Origin of the sequence: Streptococcus oralis subsp. oralis (assembly GCF_002096455.1) — a bacterium.
Classification (GTDB): domain Bacteria; phylum Bacillota; class Bacilli; order Lactobacillales; family Streptococcaceae; genus Streptococcus; species Streptococcus oralis_CY.
In genome coordinates, this window is the sequence record NZ_NCUL01000004.1 from 122677 (window position 1) to 142202 (window position 19526).

General features: G+C 42.3%; 9 protein-coding genes. 8 read left to right on the plus strand and 1 reads right to left on the minus strand.

The genetic code is table 11. The features are described 5' to 3' along the window. The first annotated feature begins 2 nt into the window (after positions 1–2). From B7720_RS01465 to B7720_RS01485, 5 genes are all read left to right on the plus strand, one after another. A complete protein-coding gene (locus B7720_RS01465) occupies positions 3–6449 on the plus strand; it encodes a ZmpA/ZmpB/ZmpC family metallo-endopeptidase (protein WP_084856176.1) in 6447 nt (2148 codons plus the stop codon). Between the two features lie 230 nt (positions 6450–6679). Next, a complete protein-coding gene (locus B7720_RS01470; RefSeq protein WP_084856178.1) occupies positions 6680–7060 on the plus strand; it encodes a hypothetical protein in 381 nt (126 codons plus the stop codon). Between the two features lie 233 nt (positions 7061–7293). Further along, positions 7294–12801, plus strand: a complete 5508-nt coding sequence (locus tag B7720_RS01475; protein WP_084856179.1) for a ZmpA/ZmpB/ZmpC family metallo-endopeptidase — start codon at positions 7294–7296, stop codon at positions 12799–12801. Positions 12802–12952: 151 nt separating this feature from the next. Next, on the plus strand, positions 12953–13333 hold the full coding sequence (locus B7720_RS01480) for a hypothetical protein (RefSeq protein WP_049501556.1): 381 nt from the start codon (positions 12953–12955) through the stop codon (positions 13331–13333). A gap of 312 nt (positions 13334–13645) precedes the next feature. Next, complete coding sequence (locus B7720_RS01485; RefSeq protein ID WP_000240130.1) at positions 13646–14338, plus strand: phosphoglycerate mutase; 693 nt, start codon at positions 13646–13648, stop codon at positions 14336–14338. 125 nt (positions 14339–14463) lie between these two features. Here B7720_RS01485 and B7720_RS01490 read toward each other — a convergent pair whose 3' ends face one another. Beyond that, positions 14464–15036, minus strand: a complete 573-nt coding sequence (locus tag B7720_RS01490; protein WP_084856181.1) for a TetR/AcrR family transcriptional regulator — start codon at positions 15034–15036, stop codon at positions 14464–14466. Positions 15037–15177: 141 nt separating this feature from the next. On the opposite strand from B7720_RS01490, the gene B7720_RS01495 reads away from it, so the two are divergent. From B7720_RS01495 to rpsO, 3 genes are all read left to right on the plus strand, one after another. Beyond that, entirely contained in the window at positions 15178–15879 is a 702-nt protein-coding gene (locus tag B7720_RS01495) for an ABC transporter ATP-binding protein (protein ID WP_084856183.1), read from the plus strand. Next, the gene (locus B7720_RS01500; RefSeq protein ID WP_193432079.1) at positions 15875–18583 is read left to right on the plus strand and encodes an FtsX-like permease family protein; all 2709 of its coding nucleotides are present in this window, start codon (positions 15875–15877) and stop codon (positions 18581–18583) included. The genes B7720_RS01495 and B7720_RS01500 overlap by 5 nt, the downstream gene beginning before the upstream one ends. Positions 18584–18727: 144 nt before the next feature. Next, the gene (rpsO, locus tag B7720_RS01505; protein ID WP_001018251.1) at positions 18728–18997 is read left to right on the plus strand and encodes a 30S ribosomal protein S15; all 270 of its coding nucleotides are present in this window, start codon (positions 18728–18730) and stop codon (positions 18995–18997) included. Positions 18998–19526: the final 529 nt, after the last annotated feature.

The following is a 19526-nucleotide window of genomic DNA, read 5'->3' on the forward strand; positions in this document are numbered from 1 at the left end:
TCATGATGAAGGAAAGATTAGGAATGAAAAGAAGTTATTTAGGAGAAAAGCACCAGCGTTTTTCATTGAGAAAAGTTTCGGTTGGTTTGGTTTCTGCTTTGGTAGGGGTTTTCTACCTTTTTAGTGGAGGAGGTTCTCTTGCAAATGTAGCAGCCAGTGAACAGACGCCATCCGTCACAAAACAGATTCACTATAAGTACGTGACAGAGAGTGAGCTCACGGACCAAGAGAAGCAATTGGTAGTCAAAGAATTGCCACAGTTTGCTGAGGAAACAGATGATACATACTATTTGATTTATCGTCCGACGAGACAGTTGCCTGCAACTGGTCACAGCCAACTCATTAGCTCAATTGCAGCGGGGGCAGGCATAGTACTACTGGTAGTAGCGATTAAACTGGGCAGAGATGATCGCAAGAAACTCGCTTCTTTCATGCTTTTGACCAGTCTAGGAAGTCAGCTAATTGCGCCAACTTCCTTGGCTTTGACAAATCAAATGCTGGCAGACTATAATCAGGAATTGACTGTACAGATCGGGGAAACATTGCAATCCCCACTTACGATTGAAGGCTACCAATATGTAGGGTATTTGAAATCTCAAAAAGAAGTGAAGCCTTCAGTTGATGGCAAGAAAGAGTTGAATCATTCGGCTCCTATTGATACTCCAGTTCAAACTTCAAACGGAAGTCAAGCGCAGGAAGAGTATCGTGCTCAGAAACCAAATGATGCTCCTGTATTTGAACAACCAGAGTTAAAGGTTGAAAGTAAAGAAACGAGTCATACAGAGATCATTCCTTTCCAAGTAGAGGAAGTAGAAGCAGCTGATTTGCCACAAGGTCAAACTGAGGTGATTCAGGCAGGGAAAAATGGTAGTCGTACCATCGTGACCCGCAGCTACATTTTAAATGGTCAGGTGATCCATACAGAGGAGGTTTCCAATCAGGTAACGACTGAGCCTACTTCTGAGATTAGAAAAGTCGGAAGCAAGGTCCTTTCTCCTACAAAACCAAGCCCAGGGGAGTCCGTTAGCGAGAAACCAACAGACGCTCCAATAAATGAAGTTCCGAGCTTAAACGTTGAAGAAAAAGATGTTACCACAACAGTGGCTGAACCCTACACTCGAGAACGAGTAGAGAGTGATAGCTTGCCAGTTGGCCAAATCAAGATAACTCAAGCTGGTCAAGATGGCGTGCGTACAATCGTCACCCGTCAGTACATGGTAGATGGAAAAGTAGAGAGAAGCCAGGAACTCTCTAACGAAGTGACGACTCCAGCGGTCTCAGAAATCGTAACAGTTGGAACAGGCCCTGTTAGCGAGAAACCAACAGACGCCCCAATAAATGAAGTTCCAAGCTTAAACGTTGAAGAAAAAGATGTTACTACGACGGTAGCAGAACCCTACACTCGAGAACGAGTAGAGAGTGATAGCTTGCCAGTTGGTCAGACCAAGATAACCCAAGCTGGTCAAGATGGCGTCCGTACGATTGTGACTCGTCAGTATTTAGTAGATGGCAAAGTAGAGAGAAGCCAGGAAATCTCCAACGAAGTGACGACTCCAGCGGTCTCAGAGATCGTAACGGTCGGAACAGCTCCTGTTAGCGAGAAACCAACAGACGCTCCTGTAAATGAAGTTCCAAGCTTAAACGTTGAAGAAAAGGACGTTACCACAACAGTGGCCGAACCCTATCCAACTAAGGAAGTGGAAAGTGCAGACCTGCCTTTGGGGCAAAGGGAAGTTAGCCAAGCTGGTCAAGATGGTGTCCGTACGATTGTGACTCGTCAGTATTTAGTAGATGGAAAAGTCGAAAATACAGAGGAAATCTCTAACACTATCACAAAAGAAGCAGTTCCTCAGATTATCAAAGTCGGTACAAAACCAATTTCTACAAATGTGGATCACGCTCCTGTGGAACCAGAAAAAGGAACTCTCGACCTCGAACCCTTACACCAATTAGTGGAAGAGGCCGATAGCATTCAGAAAACGCATCAGTATTTCAATGATACCACTGCAGATCAAGAGTCTTATAAACAGGCAGTCGCAAATGCCCAAGCTCTCTTTGAGGCATCTCATGCTAGTCAAGAACAGGTTGATTCTTTGAAAAAGGCCCTTGAAACTGCTAAGAATAATCTAGACGGCCAACCTGTTGATAAGAAAACTCTTGGAGTTGAATTTGACATGAAGGATGTGACTCAGTCTACAGTTGCTTACCAGTATGCTGATGAACAAGCCAAACTCCGCTATCGCCGTGCTCTAGATCAGGCCAAGCTCGTTTTGGACAATCCTTTGGCCAATCAATCCTTGGTCGATCAAGTTCGGACGGATCTCGAGGCAGCTCGTCAAGCTCTGGATGGTGTCAAGAGAAAACCAATCCTCTCTCTAGTCCGTGTCGAGAAGGAAGAAGACAAACGCCAAGTTTCTCTTAGCTATCACTTGACGGATGCTACAGCTAGCTATCAATCAGCCAAAGTGCAGCTATACAAGGGTGAAACGTTAATTAAGGAAGTCGACCTTGCGGACCTCACTCAAAAATTGATACTTGGTGACTTGGACTACTATACTCCTTATACCCTCAAAACTGTCATGAAATATGACCTGGGTCAAGGGGAACAAACTAGCATAGAGGATCAACGTCCAGTTCAGCTTGATTATAAGAAGGTTGAAATCAAAGACATCGACCGCATCGAACTGTACGGTAAAGATGGCAGTCACTACCGACGTTACCTATCCTTGTCAGAAGTGCCGTCTGATTTGGACAACTACTATGTCCGCATTCAGTCAGACAAGTTCAAGGATATGCTCTTACCTGTTTCTAAGATTACTGATAAGGGCAATGCCTACTCCGTAACAGTATCAGCTAATCAGCTCGTCGAGGGAGAAGGGGATCATTATCGTCCAGATTACTCTTTTGAACTGCCGAAAACGCCTCTTAGCCAAGAAGGTGTCTATACGTCCTTCAAAGCGCTCGTAGAGGCCATGAAGTCAAATCCGACTGGAAACTTCAAACTAGGAGCGGATGTTTCAGCAGATGAACTTCAGTTGGAACAGTCTGCGACAAGCTATGTTCCAGAAGAATTTTCAGGTAGTCTAACTAGCCGAGTGGATGGAAAAGATTATACCATCTACAACTTGGCAAAACCACTCTTTGCAACCTTGAAAAATGCCACCATCCAGCAACTGACCTTGAAATCGGCTGCAGTTACAGGCAAGGATTCTATAGGGGCCTTGGCTAGCAACGCTCAGAACGCAACGATTACGGATGTTTCTGTAAGTGGTAGTCTATCTGGGAACAAGCATATCGGTGGACTCGTAGGAGTTGCCCAAAACACAAAACTAACCAATGTTGCCTTTAAAGGATCCATCACCAGCACCCAAGATGGAGGGCAGGAGTACAATATTGGTGGCCTGGTCGGTAATTTCCACGGCAACCAATCACTGGCGCAGAAGAGTCAGGCAGATGTATCTATCCAAGTAACGGGTAGAAACGGAGACCAGCGTGTTGGAGGCTTGATTGGTCGCTTGCAAAATGGAGCTAGATTAGAAACTTCTTATGTGAGTGGTTCTATCCAGAATGGAGGTCATTCTGGCCAAGTCGGTGGAGCAATCGGGTCTACTTGGAATAATGGACAGGTCCGAAATGTCTTGACCAGTGTCAAGGTTCAAAATGGTCATGCGATGACAGGAGATCCTTATCCTGAGGCTTCTGTTCGGGACTCTTATGTTCTTGAAGGAACTACAGCAAATCGAAAAGATGAGCGTTTTGTCCGTTCTATTTCAGAGGCCGATGCGCAAGCCAAACGTCAATCCTTTGGAATCACTTCAAACTTGACGGACCAGGAGCCATTGCAGCAAGCTTACCAGCATCAGACAGACTATAGTCGAGTGAGAGGAGCTCAAGAGTCCAGAAAGCAAGCCTACGGAAATGTAGAAAAACTATTACCATTCTACAACAAAGACTTCATCGTTCATACAGCCAACCAATTAGCTGAAGATGATAAACTCAACAAAGTAGCACTGCTAGATGTGGTTCCGATGAAAGATGAGACACTGATAACAGATGTCAACAGCCATAAGGGTGAAATCAATAGACTGATGCTGCATTATGCAGATAAGACGATTGCTTATCTTGATCTGGCCTACAAGGGAGATTTTGCCAATGGTCAGATTGCTGAATATAACATCGCTGATAAGAATTTGCTCTATACTCCAGAGGCCTTCCTATCTGACTACCAGTCCATTAAAGAGAGTGTCTTGGATGAACTCAGAGCTGTGACCTATGACTCGGCTGCAGTGCGTAAAGTATTAGGAATTGGTGAAACAGCTTCCTTGGATGATCTTTATCTGGAAAAAGCCTTTGAACAAACCAAAGCTGACCTAGGCCAGGAGCTCCTCAAGGTGCTTTCAGTTGACAAGTCGATTAACACCCTAGGTTCTGCCGTAGCAGATGCGATTAGCCAAAAGATTCTGAAGAACAAAGAGGCCTTCATGCTTGGTCTGACCTATCTCAATCGTTGGTACAATGTCAACTATGGAACTTTCAACACCAAAGATCTTAATGCCTATAAGTTTGATTTCTTCGGCAATCAAGCAGCTTCGACACTCGATACTATCATCGCTCTCGGGAACTCTGGCATGGGCAATCTTCGAGCACAAAACAACTACAATACTTACCGACAATCTCTAGCTAAGGAAAAAGGCAAAGGAGACCTCTTTGCTTACTTAGAAAGTCTGCGTGAACTCTTCTTACCAAACAAAACCAATAGTGAGTGGTTCAAGGAAAATACCAAGGCTTATATCGTAGAAGCTCGTTCAAGTCTGCCAGAAATTCAGGCTAAGCAGGACAATGCGGATCGTAAGAGTAAGTATACAATCAAGGTCTACGACAGACTGACTCAGGGAGATTGGGGCTTCAAGCAAATGGTTCTCCAACTTCTGACCTTACCTGAAAGAGATGTCTTTATCATCAGCAATATGTCGACCATTGCCTTTGGTAGCTTTGGAAGCTACAGGAAAGAAGGCGGCAGAGTTCTCTCAGGCGAGGAACTCCATCGACACGTTGAAAAACTTGTGGATCAATCAGCTGAATGGCAACGAAATCACTATGACATGTGGTACAACATTTTAAGTCCAAACAGGAAAGACACTCTATTCAGACGGGTGATTGTTACTGATGGTTTCTTGCGTTATAATGATAAAGGCCAGCAATATTGGGCTCCGCGTAATGATAAGACCTCTGTTGCTATGTACAATTTCTTTGGCCCTGCTGGCAAGTATCACGGAGACAATGGACTAGGAGCCTTTGCAAATGGTTATGAAGTCTTCTATGTCTATGACCAGATGCTGGGAGCTTCTGGAACCATGGTCTATACCCATGAAATGACCCACAACTCGGATGGTTCTATCTATTTTGAAGGACATGGTCGTCGTGAGGGTGAAGGACCTGAGAGTTTTGCTACAGGGATGTTAGAGTCTGTAACCAATGTTAGCGAAAAAGGTCTCGTCCTCAATAGCTTCTATCAGGGAGATAAAGATTCGACCACACGTTACCATACCTATGATCCTGTTGCTCGATTCTCCTCAGCAGATGCTCTTCGCGACTACATGCATGGAGTTTTTGACGTACTGAACCTTCTGGATTATGTAGAAGGGGATATTGTTACTGGAGTTCTAACTGATCAACAGAAAATGAAATGGTACCGTAAGGCTGAAAATTATAACTTTGAAAAAACTTCTTATGGTAAACAAGCTCACGCTGATGATCGAATTGTCCCTATAACTGCCGAAGAAGCAGCCAAACTAAAATCTGTTGATGATTTGGTTGATCATAATATCATTGGTCGTCGCGATGGTTGGGATAGAGCTAACTTTGGACGAAATGGCTACTATGTCATCAATATGTTTGCTTCCTTCTATGCAGCTCTGGACAATCCAACTGGTGCACCTGGGGGACTTATGTTCCGCCGTAGAGCTTATGAATTGCTCGGAGACAAGGGTTACCAACAAGGATTTGTCCCATATGTATCTGGCCAATACGCTGGCCAAGCGCTTAAAGAAGGTCATAAGACCTACTCAATCTGGAACAGAGGAGATGTCGGAGTAGTTGGAGATGATTTGGTTTTCAAAAATCTCTATGGTAGCCAGTATGAATCATGGAAGGATTTGAAGAAAGCCATGTTGAATGAGCGATACAACAAGGCTCAAAACTTCCTTCGCCCTATCACTATCGAGTTTGAAGCAGGAAAACTAGATAGCAAACGACAAATTACGATTTCTTCTTATGAGGAATTACAAGATTATATGTACTTAGCAGTACTAGCGGATGCCTCAGCTAAGAACATTGATCGTGCCTTATCAGACAGCTCTAAGAGCAGTGTCGCCCAACTCAAGTATCGTATTTTCAACGCTTATCTACGTGCTACAGACGACTTCAGACAGTCTATCTTTGAAAGATAGACACGAATAAAGAAGATCCAAGTGATCTTCTTTTTTTAGGTGAATGGCTTGCTTAGTACAAAAACGAATGAATTTACAAACAATCTGATACATGACAGAATTCTTACTCTAAATGTCTGGATAGAAATTTGAAATCATTCACCATCTAGTATATTCGTTTTGAAATTTCTTTTGTTTTTCATGAAAATGTGATAAAATGATAGTTGTAAAAATTTTTTAAGGAGATTCGGATGAAAACAAAAGCACTTGCTCGCGTAAATGCGATTTTTGGTCTTATTTCAGGTATCGTCTTACTGTTGGCACCTCTTGTTATGTTTATGATAGCTGTCGGGGCTGCTGCGGCGACGGAGGACTCTGATGCAACAGTTGGTATATTGACGATTTTTTCGATTATTTTGTCATTGGTAAAAATTGCTGTCTTGGTTTTAGGAATTGTGTCTATTGTCTATTACAAGGACGATGAGCGTGTGACCCCTGCACCGTCTGTTTTGTTTATCGTGGGTGGTTCTGTTGGATTGATCCCATTCTTGGGCTGGGTAGGAGGAATTCTGACAATCATTGGTGGATCCCTCTATTTTGGACTTTTGAAAAAGTTCGAGATTCAAGAATAATGACTTTTTGTTAGGAATATTTTCAAATAAGAGAAGGCGGTTAGCCTTCTTTTTTTGTCATCAACGACGGATAAATTTTACAAGATAAATAAGCTTTGACATTCGTGAAATCTAAAGCATTTATTGGAGACAAGGAAGTATTTTTATAGTATAATGGTGGATGTGAAATACCTATATCAAAATATAATGCTAGTTATTTTCTTGATAGAAGGTAAAAGTTGAGAGGATTTAGAATGAAAAAGTTTTTTGGAGAGAAGCAGCATCGTTTCTCCTTACGAAAATTAGCAATTGGACTTGTGTCAGCTTCGATTTCAAGCCTATTTTTTGTGTCCATTGCGAGTAGTGGAACCGTATTTGCTCAAGAAAATGTAGCTGTTCACTACAAATATGTGACGGATACGGAGCTGAGTGGGCAAGAGAAGGACTTGATTGTCAAGGATATTCCGAAGATTGCGGAAGATAGTGAGAGCACCTATTATCTAGTCTACCGTATGGATGAGAAAGCCCAACTAGGTCAGTTGCCCAATACAGGTGGGCAGAATAGCCTTACTAGTGTTTTAACTGGTGGAGCCCTAGCTTCAATTGGCCTTCTTATTTTTGTCGTATCGAAAAAGAAAGGCAAAAAGAAAGCCCTCTTGAATGTGATTTTGGTAACAGGGATGGGCAGTGGTTTGGCTTCTTCAGTTCAGGCTATTGAAAATCAACTTTTGCTCCAGTACAATCAGGAATACCAATTATCCCAAGGAGATAGTCTGCCTTTGCCACGTGCCTTATCAGGTTATACTTATCTAGGCTATATTAAGCAAGACAAAGAGATTAATCAGCAAGAAACTGCTGCTAGGGATCAGAAACTTGACTATACAGTTCAACCTCATTTCCAAGCCAACGAAGGTGGACAAAAGGCAGGAGATGAGCAGAAAGCTCCGTCTTCAACAAGCCCTGCAGACAAGACAATCCCTTCTCAAGATTTATCTAATAAAAAGCCGTCTGGTATTGCTAGTGTAGATCCTCAAGACGAAGTCTTGGCTGGTCGCGTGAATAAACCAGAGCTCCTATACAAAGACCAAGAGATCGAAACCAAATTAGACTTTTCAGAAGTAGTTCAAGAAAATCCAGAACTAACTGAGGGAACCATCCATGTCAAACAAGAAGGTCGTGCTGGGAAGAAGATTGAACTTGTTCGCATTTTCACGGTTGAAAACCAAGAAATTTCTAGGGAAGTTCTCTCAACTAAAGTAGAAGAAGCTTTGCCACGTATAGTAGAGAAAGGGACTAAGAAGGCAGTAGCTGCAAGTGAAGCACCTCAGTCTGCAAGAAAAGGAGAGCCTGAGACTCAGGCTCCATTACCAGAATATACAGGCGAGCAAGCGGGAGCGGTTGTAGCCCCAGAGACAGCTGAAAAACCAGAATATACAGGCACCCAAGCTGGAGCAGTCGTTGAACCCGAACAAGTCGCTCCGCTACCTGAGTATCAGGGAACCCAAGCTGGTGCTATCGTCGAGCCAGAACAAGTTGAGCCAGAGGTTGGGGGTGTCCAGTCTGGGGCTTTGGTGGAACCAGAAACGACTGACAAACCAGCCTATACAGGCGAGCAGTCAGGAGCAATCGTAGAGCCTGAACAGGTGCCACCAACACCAGAATATACAGGAACTCAAGCAGGAGCGATTGTTGACCCTGAGATAGCTGAAAAACCAGAATATACAGATACTCAATCAGGTGCGATAGTGGAACCTGAGACTCAATCTTCCTTACCAGAATATAAAGGTGAGCAAGCAGGAGCCATCGTTGAACCGGAACAAGTCGCTCCTCTTCCAGAATATACTGGCAATACCGAGCAAGTAAAACCGGAAACTCCGACAGAAAAACCAAAAGAAAAAGACCCAGAGAAGACGCTTGAGCTAAGAAATGTTTCGGATCTGGAGTTGTATAGTCAGACCAATGGTACTTACAAACAACACGTTTCTTTAGACGGTGTCCCAAGTAATCCAGATACTTACTTTGTCAAGGTTAAATCTTCGTCGTTTAAAGATGTCTATCTACCAGTCACTTCAATAACGGCAGAAACGAAAGATGGCCAGCCAGTTTATAAAATCACAGCCAAGGCTGAGAAACTCCAGCAAGAGCTAGAAAATAAGTATGTCGATAATTTCACCTTCTACCTAGCTAAGAAGGCTAGAGAGGAAACGACAACCTTTACTTCCTTTAGCAACCTAGTCAAAGCTATCAACCAGAATCTCTCTGGAACCTATCATTTAGCAGCTAGTTTGAATGCCAACGAAGTGGAGTTGGGACCTGATGATAGATCCTACATCAAGGGCACCTTTACTGGTCAGTTGATCGGTGAAAAAGATGGCAAGCAGTATGCTATTTACAACTTGAAAAAACCACTGTTTGAAACTTTGAGTAGTGCCACAGTAGAAAAATTGAGTCTGAAAAATGTCTCCATTTCAGGGAAAGATGATATCGGTGCATTGTCCTATGAAGCTCAGAATGGCACAAAGATTAAACAAGTTCACGTTGATGGTGTTCTCGCCGGTGAACGTGGTATCGGTGGTTTGCTGGCAAAGGCTGAGCAATCAAGTATCACAGAGAGCAGTTTCAAGGGAAGAATTATCAACACTTATGAAACGACTGCTGCCTACAATATCGGTGGTTTGGTCGGTCATTTGACAGGAAACAAGGCTTCGCTGACGAAGTCAAAAGCGACAGTAGCCATTTCATCCAACACAAATAGTTCAGATCAGACTGTGGGTGGTCTTGCAGGTCTAGTAGATCAGGATGCACAAATCCAAGATAGCTATGCTGAGGGCGATATTAATAATGTCAAGCACTTTGGTAGAGTCGCGGGAGTAGCAGGCTATTTGTGGGATCGAAAAACTAATGAGGAACAGCATGCTGGAAGATTGACCAATGTTCTCAGTGATGTCAATGTAACCAACGGAAATGCCATTACCGGTTACCACTATAATGGAATGAAGGTGAAGGACACATTCAGCAGCAAGGCGAACAGAGTCTACAATGTCACTATGGTCAAGGATGAGGTCGTCAGCAAGGAATCCTTTGAAGAAAGAGGGACAATGCTAGATGCTTCCCAAATCGAAAGCAAAAAAGTAGCCATCAATCCTCTCACTCTACCAACAGTGGAGCCCCTCTCAACAAGTGGCAAGAAGGACAGTGATTTTTCTAAGGTGGCCCATTATCAAGCTAAGCGCGCCTTGGCTTATAAAAACATTGAAAAATTGCTACCTTTCTACAACAAGGCAACCATCGTCAAATACGGAAATCTGGTCAATGAGAACAGTCTGTTATATCAAAAAGAACTCTTGTCAGCAGTTATGATGAAGGATGACCAAGTCATCACAGACATTGTTTCAAACAAACAGACTGCAAACAAACTCTTGCTTCACTACAAGGACCATTCATCTGAAAAGCTTGATCTCCATTACCAGGATGATTTCGCCAAATTAGCGGAATATAGTCTAGGAAATACGGGTCTTCTCTATACGCCAAACCAATTCTTGTATGACCAAAGCTCTATCATCAAACAAGTCTTACCTGAATTGCAGCAGGTGGACTACCATTCAGAAGGCATCAGAAAGACGCTCGGTATTTCTCCAAAAGTCGAGCAGACTGAGCTCTATCTAGAGGACCAGTTCGCCAAAACCAAGGAACATCTGGAAGACAGTTTGAAGAAACTCTTGTCAGCAGATGCTGGACTTGCTGGTGACAACCCAGTTACCAAGGGCTATCTTGTAGATAAAATCAAACGCAACAAGGAAGCCTTGCTACTTGGTTTGACGTATCTGGAACGGTGGTATAACTTCAGCTATGGTCAGGTAAACGTCAAAGACCTGGTTCTGTACCACCTGGACTTCTTTGGTAAGGGAAATGCTTCACCACTGGACACTCTGATTGAGTTAGGTAAATCTGGTTTTAACAACCTTCTAGCTAAGAACAACGTTGATACTTATTCTATTAGTTTAGCTAGCCATCATGGAACGACAGATTTGTTTAGCACGCTGGAACATTACCGCAAAGTCTTTTTACCAAATACAAGTAACAATGACTGGTTTAAATCAGAGACCAAGGCTTACATCGTCGAAGAAAAATCTAATATTGAAGAAGTCAAAACTAAGCAAGGACAAGCTGGCACCAAGTATTCTATAGGTGTCTATGACCGCATCACTAGTGCTACATGGAAATACCGCAATATGGTCTTGCCTCTCCTGACCTTGCCAGAAAAATCTGTCTTTGTCATCTCAACTATGTCTAGTCTAGGATTTGGAGCTTATGATCGCTACCGCAATAGCGAGCATAAAGTGGGCAAGGCTCTCAATGATTTTGTAGAAGAAAATGCGCGTGAAACAGCCAAACGTCAGCGTGATCACTATGATTATTGGTATCGTATTTTAGATAATGAGGGACGTGAAAAACTCTATCGTACTATTCTCCTTTATGATGCTTATAAGTTCGGTGATGACACAACATCTGGAAAAGCTACAGTGGAGGCTAAGTTTGATAGCTCCAATCCAGCTATGAAGAACTTCTTTGGACCAGTTGGCAATAAGGTAGTACACAATCAGCATGGAGCCTACGCAACAGGTGATGGCGTCTACTATATGTCTTACCGTATGTTGGACAAGGATGGAGCCATTACTTATACCCATGAAATGACCCATGATTCAGATCAGGATATTTACCTTGGCGGCTATGGTCGAAGAAGTGGCTTGGGCCCAGAGTTCTTCGCAAAAGGCTTATTGCAAGCCCCTGACCAACCAAGTGACGCAACCATTACCATCAATTCTATCTTGAGACACTCAAAATCAGATAGTACAGAGGGCTCCCGTCTGCAAGTCTTAGATCCGACAGAGAGATTCCAAAACGCAGCAGATCTTCAGAACTATGTCCATAACATGTTTGACCTTATCTACATGCTGGAATACCTCGAAGGGCAATCAATCGTTAACAAACTAAATGTTTACCAGAAAATGGCGGCTCTCAGAAAAATTGAGAACAAGTATGTGAAAGATCCAGCAGATGGAAATGAGGTTTACGCCACTAACGTAGTCAAAGAATTGACAGAAGCAGAGGCCCGAAACCTGAATAGTTTTGAAAGTTTGATTGACCACAACATCTTGTCAGCTCGTGAGTACCAGTCTGGTGACTATGAACGAAATGGCTACTATACCATTAAACTTTTTGCTCCGATTTATTCAGCTCTCAGCAGTGAGAAAGGCACGCCAGGGGACCTTATGGGACGCCGGATCGCTTACGAACTTTTGGCTGCCAAAGGCTTTAAGGATGGAATGGTACCTTATATCTCAAATCAATACGAAGAAATTGCCAAACAAAAAGGTAAAACTATCAATCTCTATGGTAAAGAACGAGGATTGGTGACAGATGAACTTGTATTGGACAAGGTATTTGAAGGCAAGTATGCATCTTGGGCTGCCTTTAAGAAAGCCATGTATAAAGAACGTGTGGATCAGTTTGAAAACTTGAAACAAGTGACCTTTAAAGATCCGACAAAACCATGGCCAAGCTATGCGACCAAGACTATCAATCGTGTGAGTGAATTGCAGGCCCTCATGGACCAAGCTGTACTACAGGATGCTGTAAGTCCTCGTTGGAGCAACTATAATCCAGAGTATGACAGTGCCGTTCATAAGTTGAAGAGAGCAATCTTTAAGGCCTATCTTGACCAAACAAACGACTTCAGAACCTCTATTTTTAAGAAATAAGGGTTGGAAAATGAAAAGGGAGGATCGACAGATCTTCTCTTTTTATGTTCGGCTGTCTGAAAGCTGGTAGGGGATTTGTTTGTGACGGAGAAGGTCTTTTGTTTCTGGGGGAAATATGGTAGAATGATAGCTACGAGAGAAGGAGATTTTTATGGAGAGAGATAGATTGGTTCGACTCAATTGGAGACTGGGCATGGTGGCAGGAGTGACCTTACTTTTGGGACCTGTTCTACGATTTTTGCTATCCTATACTGGGGCCATCATCTATAAAGATCCTTCAAAAATGCTGGTCGTCACGGTTACCTTTTCCCTGCTCCTGACATTTTTTAAGATTTTGATGATTGCATTAGGAACCTTTATGCTAATCTATTTCGAAGAGGATCAACAACTTCGAATGCTGCCATCTATTTTATTTATCATTGGTGGCGTGCTGGGATTTCTTTCAGCGACCGAGTGGATAGGAGGATTTCTAATCATTAAAGGCGCTGTTTCTTTTTCTAAATTTTTGAAAGAAGTCTGTGGCCTTGTCTGATAGTCTAGTGAAACAATCCGTTTGAGGGTTGTTTTTTCATTTAAAGAATGATCTGGTGAAAGAATATGTTGGGAAAATGCTTTTTTATAAGAAAACATGATGTAACTAAGAATACTGATCGTTTAATTGATGCTTTAAATAACAAATAGTTGCAATTGTTTCTTGATTGAATATCGCGAATTAATAATATCTAGATGAGAGGACACCGTTCTCTCTTTTTAGTTGATTTTAACTAGCTTTTTTGTGAAAAATTGTGTAAAATAGAATAGATAAACGAGGGAAACCTCGAAAAATAAAAGGAGAATCCATCTAATGGTAAAATTGGTTTTTGCTCGCCACGGTGAGTCTGAATGGAACAAAGCTAACCTTTTCACTGGTTGGGCTGATGTTGATTTGTCTGAAAAAGGTACACAACAAGCGATTGACGCTGGTAAATTGATCAAAGAAGCTGGTATCGAATTTGACCAAGCTTACACTTCAGTATTGAAACGTGCAATCAAAACAACAAACTTGGCTCTTGAAGCTTCTGACCAATTGTGGGTTCCAGTTGAAAAATCATGGCGTTTGAACGAACGTCACTACGGTGGTTTGACTGGTAAAAACAAAGCTGAAGCTGCGGAACAATTTGGTGATGAGCAAGTTCACATCTGGCGTCGTTCATACGATGTATTGCCTCCAAACATGGATCGTGATGATGAGCATTCAGCACACACTGACCGTCGTTACGCTTCACTTGACGACTCAGTTATCCCAGATGCTGAAAACTTGAAAGTGACTTTGGAACGTGCCCTTCCATTCTGGGAAGACAAAATCGCTCCAGCACTTAAAGATGGTAAAAACGTATTCGTAGGAGCTCACGGTAACTCAATCCGTGCCCTTGTAAAACACATCAAACGCTTGTCAGACGACGAAATCATGGACGTGGAAATCCCTAACTTCCCACCATTGGTATTCGAATTCGACGAAAAATTGAACGTAGTTTCTGAATACTACCTTGGAAAATAATATATAAACAAAAAAGCCTAGGATTCCTAGGCTTTTTTGTATCTAAGTTTAAAAAAAGGCAATTTAGCTAATTGAAAAAGTATAAAATGAGAGGATATAGCTTATGAAATAGTAAGTTGTATGAATTAATCTTCTTTTGATTCGTAGCGCCAATGTTCGTAGTTATAGGTTGATAAGATTATATCCGTGATTTCTTCCGGTTCTTCTTGCGCTCCCCCAGCAATCCAAAGAGAAATAATCCCTTCAATACTTGATAAGAAGATTTCCAAAGCGTATTTGTGAGGAATTTGGAAGTTTTCTGATAAGAAATGACGAGTCGTTTCTTTTTTATTTTCAGTTAGAATAATGCTACTTAGAAATTCACGAATTGCACCACGAAAGTCTATGTAATGACTTTGGGACAAGGCGTTAATAAGGCGTTCGTTCGAACGTAATATATAGAAGTTGGCTAACATAAACTTTCTAGGCGATTCTCTTTCTTTTTCTAAAAAAATGTAGAGCTGGGAAATAATTTCACTTTTCAAACTGTCAATCATTTGATATTTGTCTTCATAGTGTAGATAGAAAGTTCCCCTATTAATTCCTGCCCGTTTACAGAGCTTACTAATTGATATATTTTCAAATTTCTCCTCTGATAGCAGCTGAATCAAAGCTTCTTTGATGTCTTCCTTAGTAGTAGTTTTTCGTTTCTGAACCATTTTATCTTCCTTTTTATTAAATCAACACTTTGTTGATTTTTGATTATTGCTTTTTGACTTAGTCCATTATATAATATTTGTGATTTAGAATCAACATCTTGTTGATTTAAGAAAACGAGCTTTGAAAAGGAGATAAACGATATGGCTTATATTGAAATGAAACACAGCTACAAGCGTTACCAGGTTGGAGATACGGAGATTGTGGCTAATCGTGATGTGAATTTTGAAATTGAAAAAGGGGAGTTGGTCATTATCCTTGGTGCTTCAGGTGCTGGAAAATCAACCATTCTCAATCTCCTAGGAGGTATGGATACTAATGATGAAGGGGAGATTTGGATTGATGGTGTCAATATCGCCGACTACAATTCCCACCAACGAACAAACTATCGTCGTGAAGATGTAGGCTTTGTTTTTCAGTTTTATAATCTAGTTTCCAATCTGACAGCCAAGGAAAACGTGGAACTGGCTTCAGAAATCGTGACAGATGCCTTGGATCCAGAGCAAGTGCTCAAAGACGTAGGTCTGGCTCATCGCCTCAATAACTTTCCAGCCCAGCTTTCTGGAGGGGAGCAACAGCGAGTCTCCATTGCACGCGCTGTAGCTAAAAATCCTAAAATTCTCCTTTGTGATGAACCGACAGGTGCCTTGGATTACCAGACAGGGAAGCAAGTCTTGAAGATTCTTCAAGATATGTCTCGTCAAAAGGGAGCGACGGTGATTATCGTGACCCACAATGGCGCGCTAGCCCCTATTGCAGATCGCGTGATTCATATGCGTGATGCAACGGTTAAGAGTGTGACGATTAATGAGAATCCACAGGATATCGATATATTGGAGTATTAGCATGAAAAAAACATATCGGAAAGACCTATTTCAGTCAGTGACGACTTCAAAGGGACGCTTTGTTTCTATCTTGACCTTGATGATGCTGGGTTCTTTAGCCCTAGTAGGTCTTAAAGTAGCCAGTCCAAACATGGAACGCACGGCAGGGGATTATCTCCGTAAAGCCAATACTTTGGATCTGGCAGTGATAGCTGACTATGGTTTGGACAAAGAAGATCAGGACGAGCTAAAGACCCTTCAAGGAGCAAGTGTTGAGTTTGGCTATATGGCAGACCTAACCGTTGAAAATGGTGAGGAAGCAGTTCGACTTTATTCCAAACCAGAGAGCATTTCAACCTTCCAAGTGACAGAAGGGCGGCTGCCAGAGGCTGATGGGGAAATTGCCTTAGCTGATTTCTGGAAAGACCGCTATCAGATTGGGCAGACAATCACCTTTAGCAAGAAAGAAGAGGGGAAGTCCTTTTTGAAATCCCAAACTTACACCGTTACAGGATTTGTTCAGTCAGGTGAGATGCTTTCTCAAGAAGACTTGGGAGGGGCTAGTAGTGGAAATGGAAGTTTGGCTGGCTATGGAGTGCTTGTAGCCAGTCGGTTTGATACAGAAGTGTATAGTATTGCGCGTGTGCGCTATGATGATTTAAAAAACCTGGATGCTTTTTCATCAGACTATAAGAGCAAACGTGCTCAACATCAGGAAGAATTGCAAGACTTGCTTGCCGATAATGGTCAAAAAAGATTGGCAAGTATCAAATCAAATGGGCAAAAGAGCTTGGAAGATGGGAAAGAACAGCTCCAAACTGCTGAAAGTAACCTTCAAAAAGGCAAGAGTCAGTTAGAGCAGGCTGAAAGTCGCTTGAAAACGCAAGAAGAACAAGTGACTGTTTTTCCTGAGCCTCAAAAGAGTCAAGCCACGGAGCAATTGACGAAAGCTAAGGAAGAATTGGCTACAGAAAAAGAAAAACTGGCTCAGGCAGAGAGTGATCTAACTAAGGAAAAAGAGAAGCTTGAACAGCGTCAGAAAGACCTTGATGAACTGGCAGAGCCGAAATACCACGTATACAATCGCCAAACCATGCCAGGTGGTCAAGGCTATCTCATGTACAGTAACGCTTCAGCAAGCATTCGTTCTGTTGGGAATATCTTCCCCGTGGTGCTTTATATGGTCGCTGCAATGGTGACCTTTACAACGATGACTCGATTTGTGGATGAAGAGCGTACCAATGCTGGTATTTTCAAGGCTCTAGGTTACCGGAATCAAGATATAGTTGCCAAGTTTGTCCTCTATGGTTTTCTTGCAGGAACTGTGGGAACCCTTATAGGAACGCTTCTTGGACATTATCTTCTTGCAGGCGTGATTTCGGATGTTATAACAGCAGGAATGGTCGTTGGGAAAAGCCAGGAGTATTTTTACTGGTCTTATAGCCTCCTTGCCCTAGCCTTGAGTTGGGTATCCAGTGTCTTGCCAGCTTATCTGGTGGCGCGAAGGGAGTTGCATGATGAAGCAGCCCAACTTTTGCTTCCCAAACCTCCCGTTAAGGGATCAAAGATTTTGCTGGAACGCCTGAGCTTTATTTGGAGTCATTTGAGCTTCACTCATAAGGTTACAGCGCGAAATATTTTCCGTTATAAACAACGGATGTTGATGACCATTTTTGGAGTTGCAGGTTCGGTGGCTCTCCTATTTGCAGGTCTTGGCATTCAGTCATCTGTGGGAGGAGTTGTGGAGCGTCAATTTGAACAAATCCAGCAATACCAGATGATTGTAGCGGAAAAGAGCAGTGTAACGGAGCAAGAAAAAGCAGATCTGGAAAGCGCCTTGCAAGCTGAGCCTATCCACGCTTATCAAAAGATTTACTCTAAATCTATTGAAAAAGATTTCAAAGGAAAAGCAGGACTTCAGACTATCACCATAATGGTTACTAGTGGAGAAGACTTCAATCCCTTTATCACATTAGAGGAAAATGGGCGAGAGTTGCAGGTCACTAATGGAGCGGTCGTGAGTCAAAAATTAGCCCAACTAGCAAGTGTTACGGTTGGAGACAAGCTAGAGCTTGATGGGAAAGAAATCAAGGTCGCGGCTATTTCTGAAAACTATGTTGGACACTTCGTTTATCTCAACCGAGCGACTTACGAACAAGTCTATGGAACCAGTCCGCAAGACAATGCCTACCTAGTGAAATTAAAAGAGCCAACACCATCCAATACGGAGAAAGAAGCTGCTGTCTTTATGAAAAAAGCTGCTGTTTCTGGAGTGGTCCAAAATGCAACGGCTATCCACCTCTTTGAATCTGTAGCCAATTCTCTCAATAAAACCATGGCAATCCTTGTCCTTGTTTCCGTCTTACTAGCCATTGTCATTCTTTACAATCTCACGAATATCAATGTGGCAGAACGTATCCGCGAACTTTCCACTATTAAGGTTCTTGGTTTCCATAATAAAGAAGTGACCCTCTATATCTACCGCGAGACCATAGTGCTATCCCTTGTGGGGATTGTTCTCGGTTTGGTAGCAGGCTACTATTTACATCAATTTTTGATACAAATGATTTCACCTGCCACCATACTTTTTTATCCACGAGTCAGCTGGGAAGTCTATGCTCTTCCAATCGTCGCAGTGACTGTAATCTTAGCCTTACTGGGCATCTTTGTCAATCACCACTTGAGGAAGGTGGATATGCTTGAAGCCCTGAAATCAGTAGAGTAATTCAAGGTTTTAAACAGTAAATCAGTTGACAAAGTCTCTGCTTCTTGGTAGAATAAGAATTGTCGTAAAGACAAATAACTTCTTCTTGGTTACAGGCATGCCAACCTGTCACTCGGATGAAGCCAAATAAAAAGGAGAAACATCATGGCAATCTCAAAAGAGAAAAAAAATGAAATCATCGCACAATATGCACGTCACGAAGGTGATACAGGTTCAGTAGAGGTTCAAGTTGCTGTCCTTACTTGGGAAATCAACCACCTTAACGAACACATCAAACAACACAAAAAAGACCACGCTACTTACCGTGGATTGATGAAGAAAATCGGTCGCCGTCGTAACTTGCTTGCATACTTGCGTAAAAACGACGTTAACCGTTACCGTGAGTTAATCAACTCTCTTGGACTTCGTCGCTAATCTTGCGTCTAAAACGTTTCTATACTTCGTTGGCTTCAGCTCGATGTACCATTAGTACAATCTTCGCCTCGTCGCCTAGTCTATAAACGTTTTATCCAGCAAGAATTATGATGCTAAGGGCTCCAAAAATCCGTATGAAAATAGGGAAAGGAAACAGTGTTCGATGAACACAAGGAGTTTCATCTTTTTCACTAGGATTTTAGCCCGAGCTCAAATCAGCTCTCTGATTTCAGAGGGCTTTTTATGTTGTCACCTTACCTCGATATACTCAAGTATTATCTTTGGTTACGCTTCTTAGCACTGTAAGGTAAAATAAACCAAATCATCTCCCTTCGGGGAGATTTTTTGTTTCACTAAAATTTTTATACAATCTTCGGCTCATCGCCTAGTCTATAAACGGTTTATCCGGCAAGAATCATGATGCTAAGGGCGTTAAAAATCCGTATGAAAATAGGGAAAGGAAACAGTGTTCGATGAACACAAGGAGTTTCATCTTTTTCACTAGGATTTTAGCCCGAGCTCAAATCAG

Excerpts from the sequence above, each read along its gene's own strand:
- B7720_RS01495 (WP_084856183.1), top strand. The coding sequence starts at position 15,178 with ATGGCTTATATTGAAATGAAACACAGCTACAAGCGTTACCAGGTTGGA.
- B7720_RS01480 (WP_049501556.1), top strand. The coding sequence starts at position 12,953 with ATGGAGAGAGATAGATTGGTTCGACTCAATTGGAGACTGGGCATGGTG.
- B7720_RS01490 (WP_084856181.1), bottom strand. The coding sequence starts at position 15,036 with ATGGTTCAGAAACGAAAAACTACTACTAAGGAAGACATCAAAGAAGCT.
- B7720_RS01475 (WP_084856179.1), top strand. The coding sequence starts at position 7,294 with ATGAAAAAGTTTTTTGGAGAGAAGCAGCATCGTTTCTCCTTACGAAAA.
- B7720_RS01465 (WP_084856176.1), top strand. The coding sequence starts at position 3 with ATGATGAAGGAAAGATTAGGAATGAAAAGAAGTTATTTAGGAGAAAAG.
- B7720_RS01470 (WP_084856178.1), top strand. The coding sequence starts at position 6,680 with ATGAAAACAAAAGCACTTGCTCGCGTAAATGCGATTTTTGGTCTTATT.
- B7720_RS01485 (WP_000240130.1), top strand. The coding sequence starts at position 13,646 with ATGGTAAAATTGGTTTTTGCTCGCCACGGTGAGTCTGAATGGAACAAA.
- rpsO (WP_001018251.1), top strand. The coding sequence starts at position 18,728 with ATGGCAATCTCAAAAGAGAAAAAAAATGAAATCATCGCACAATATGCA.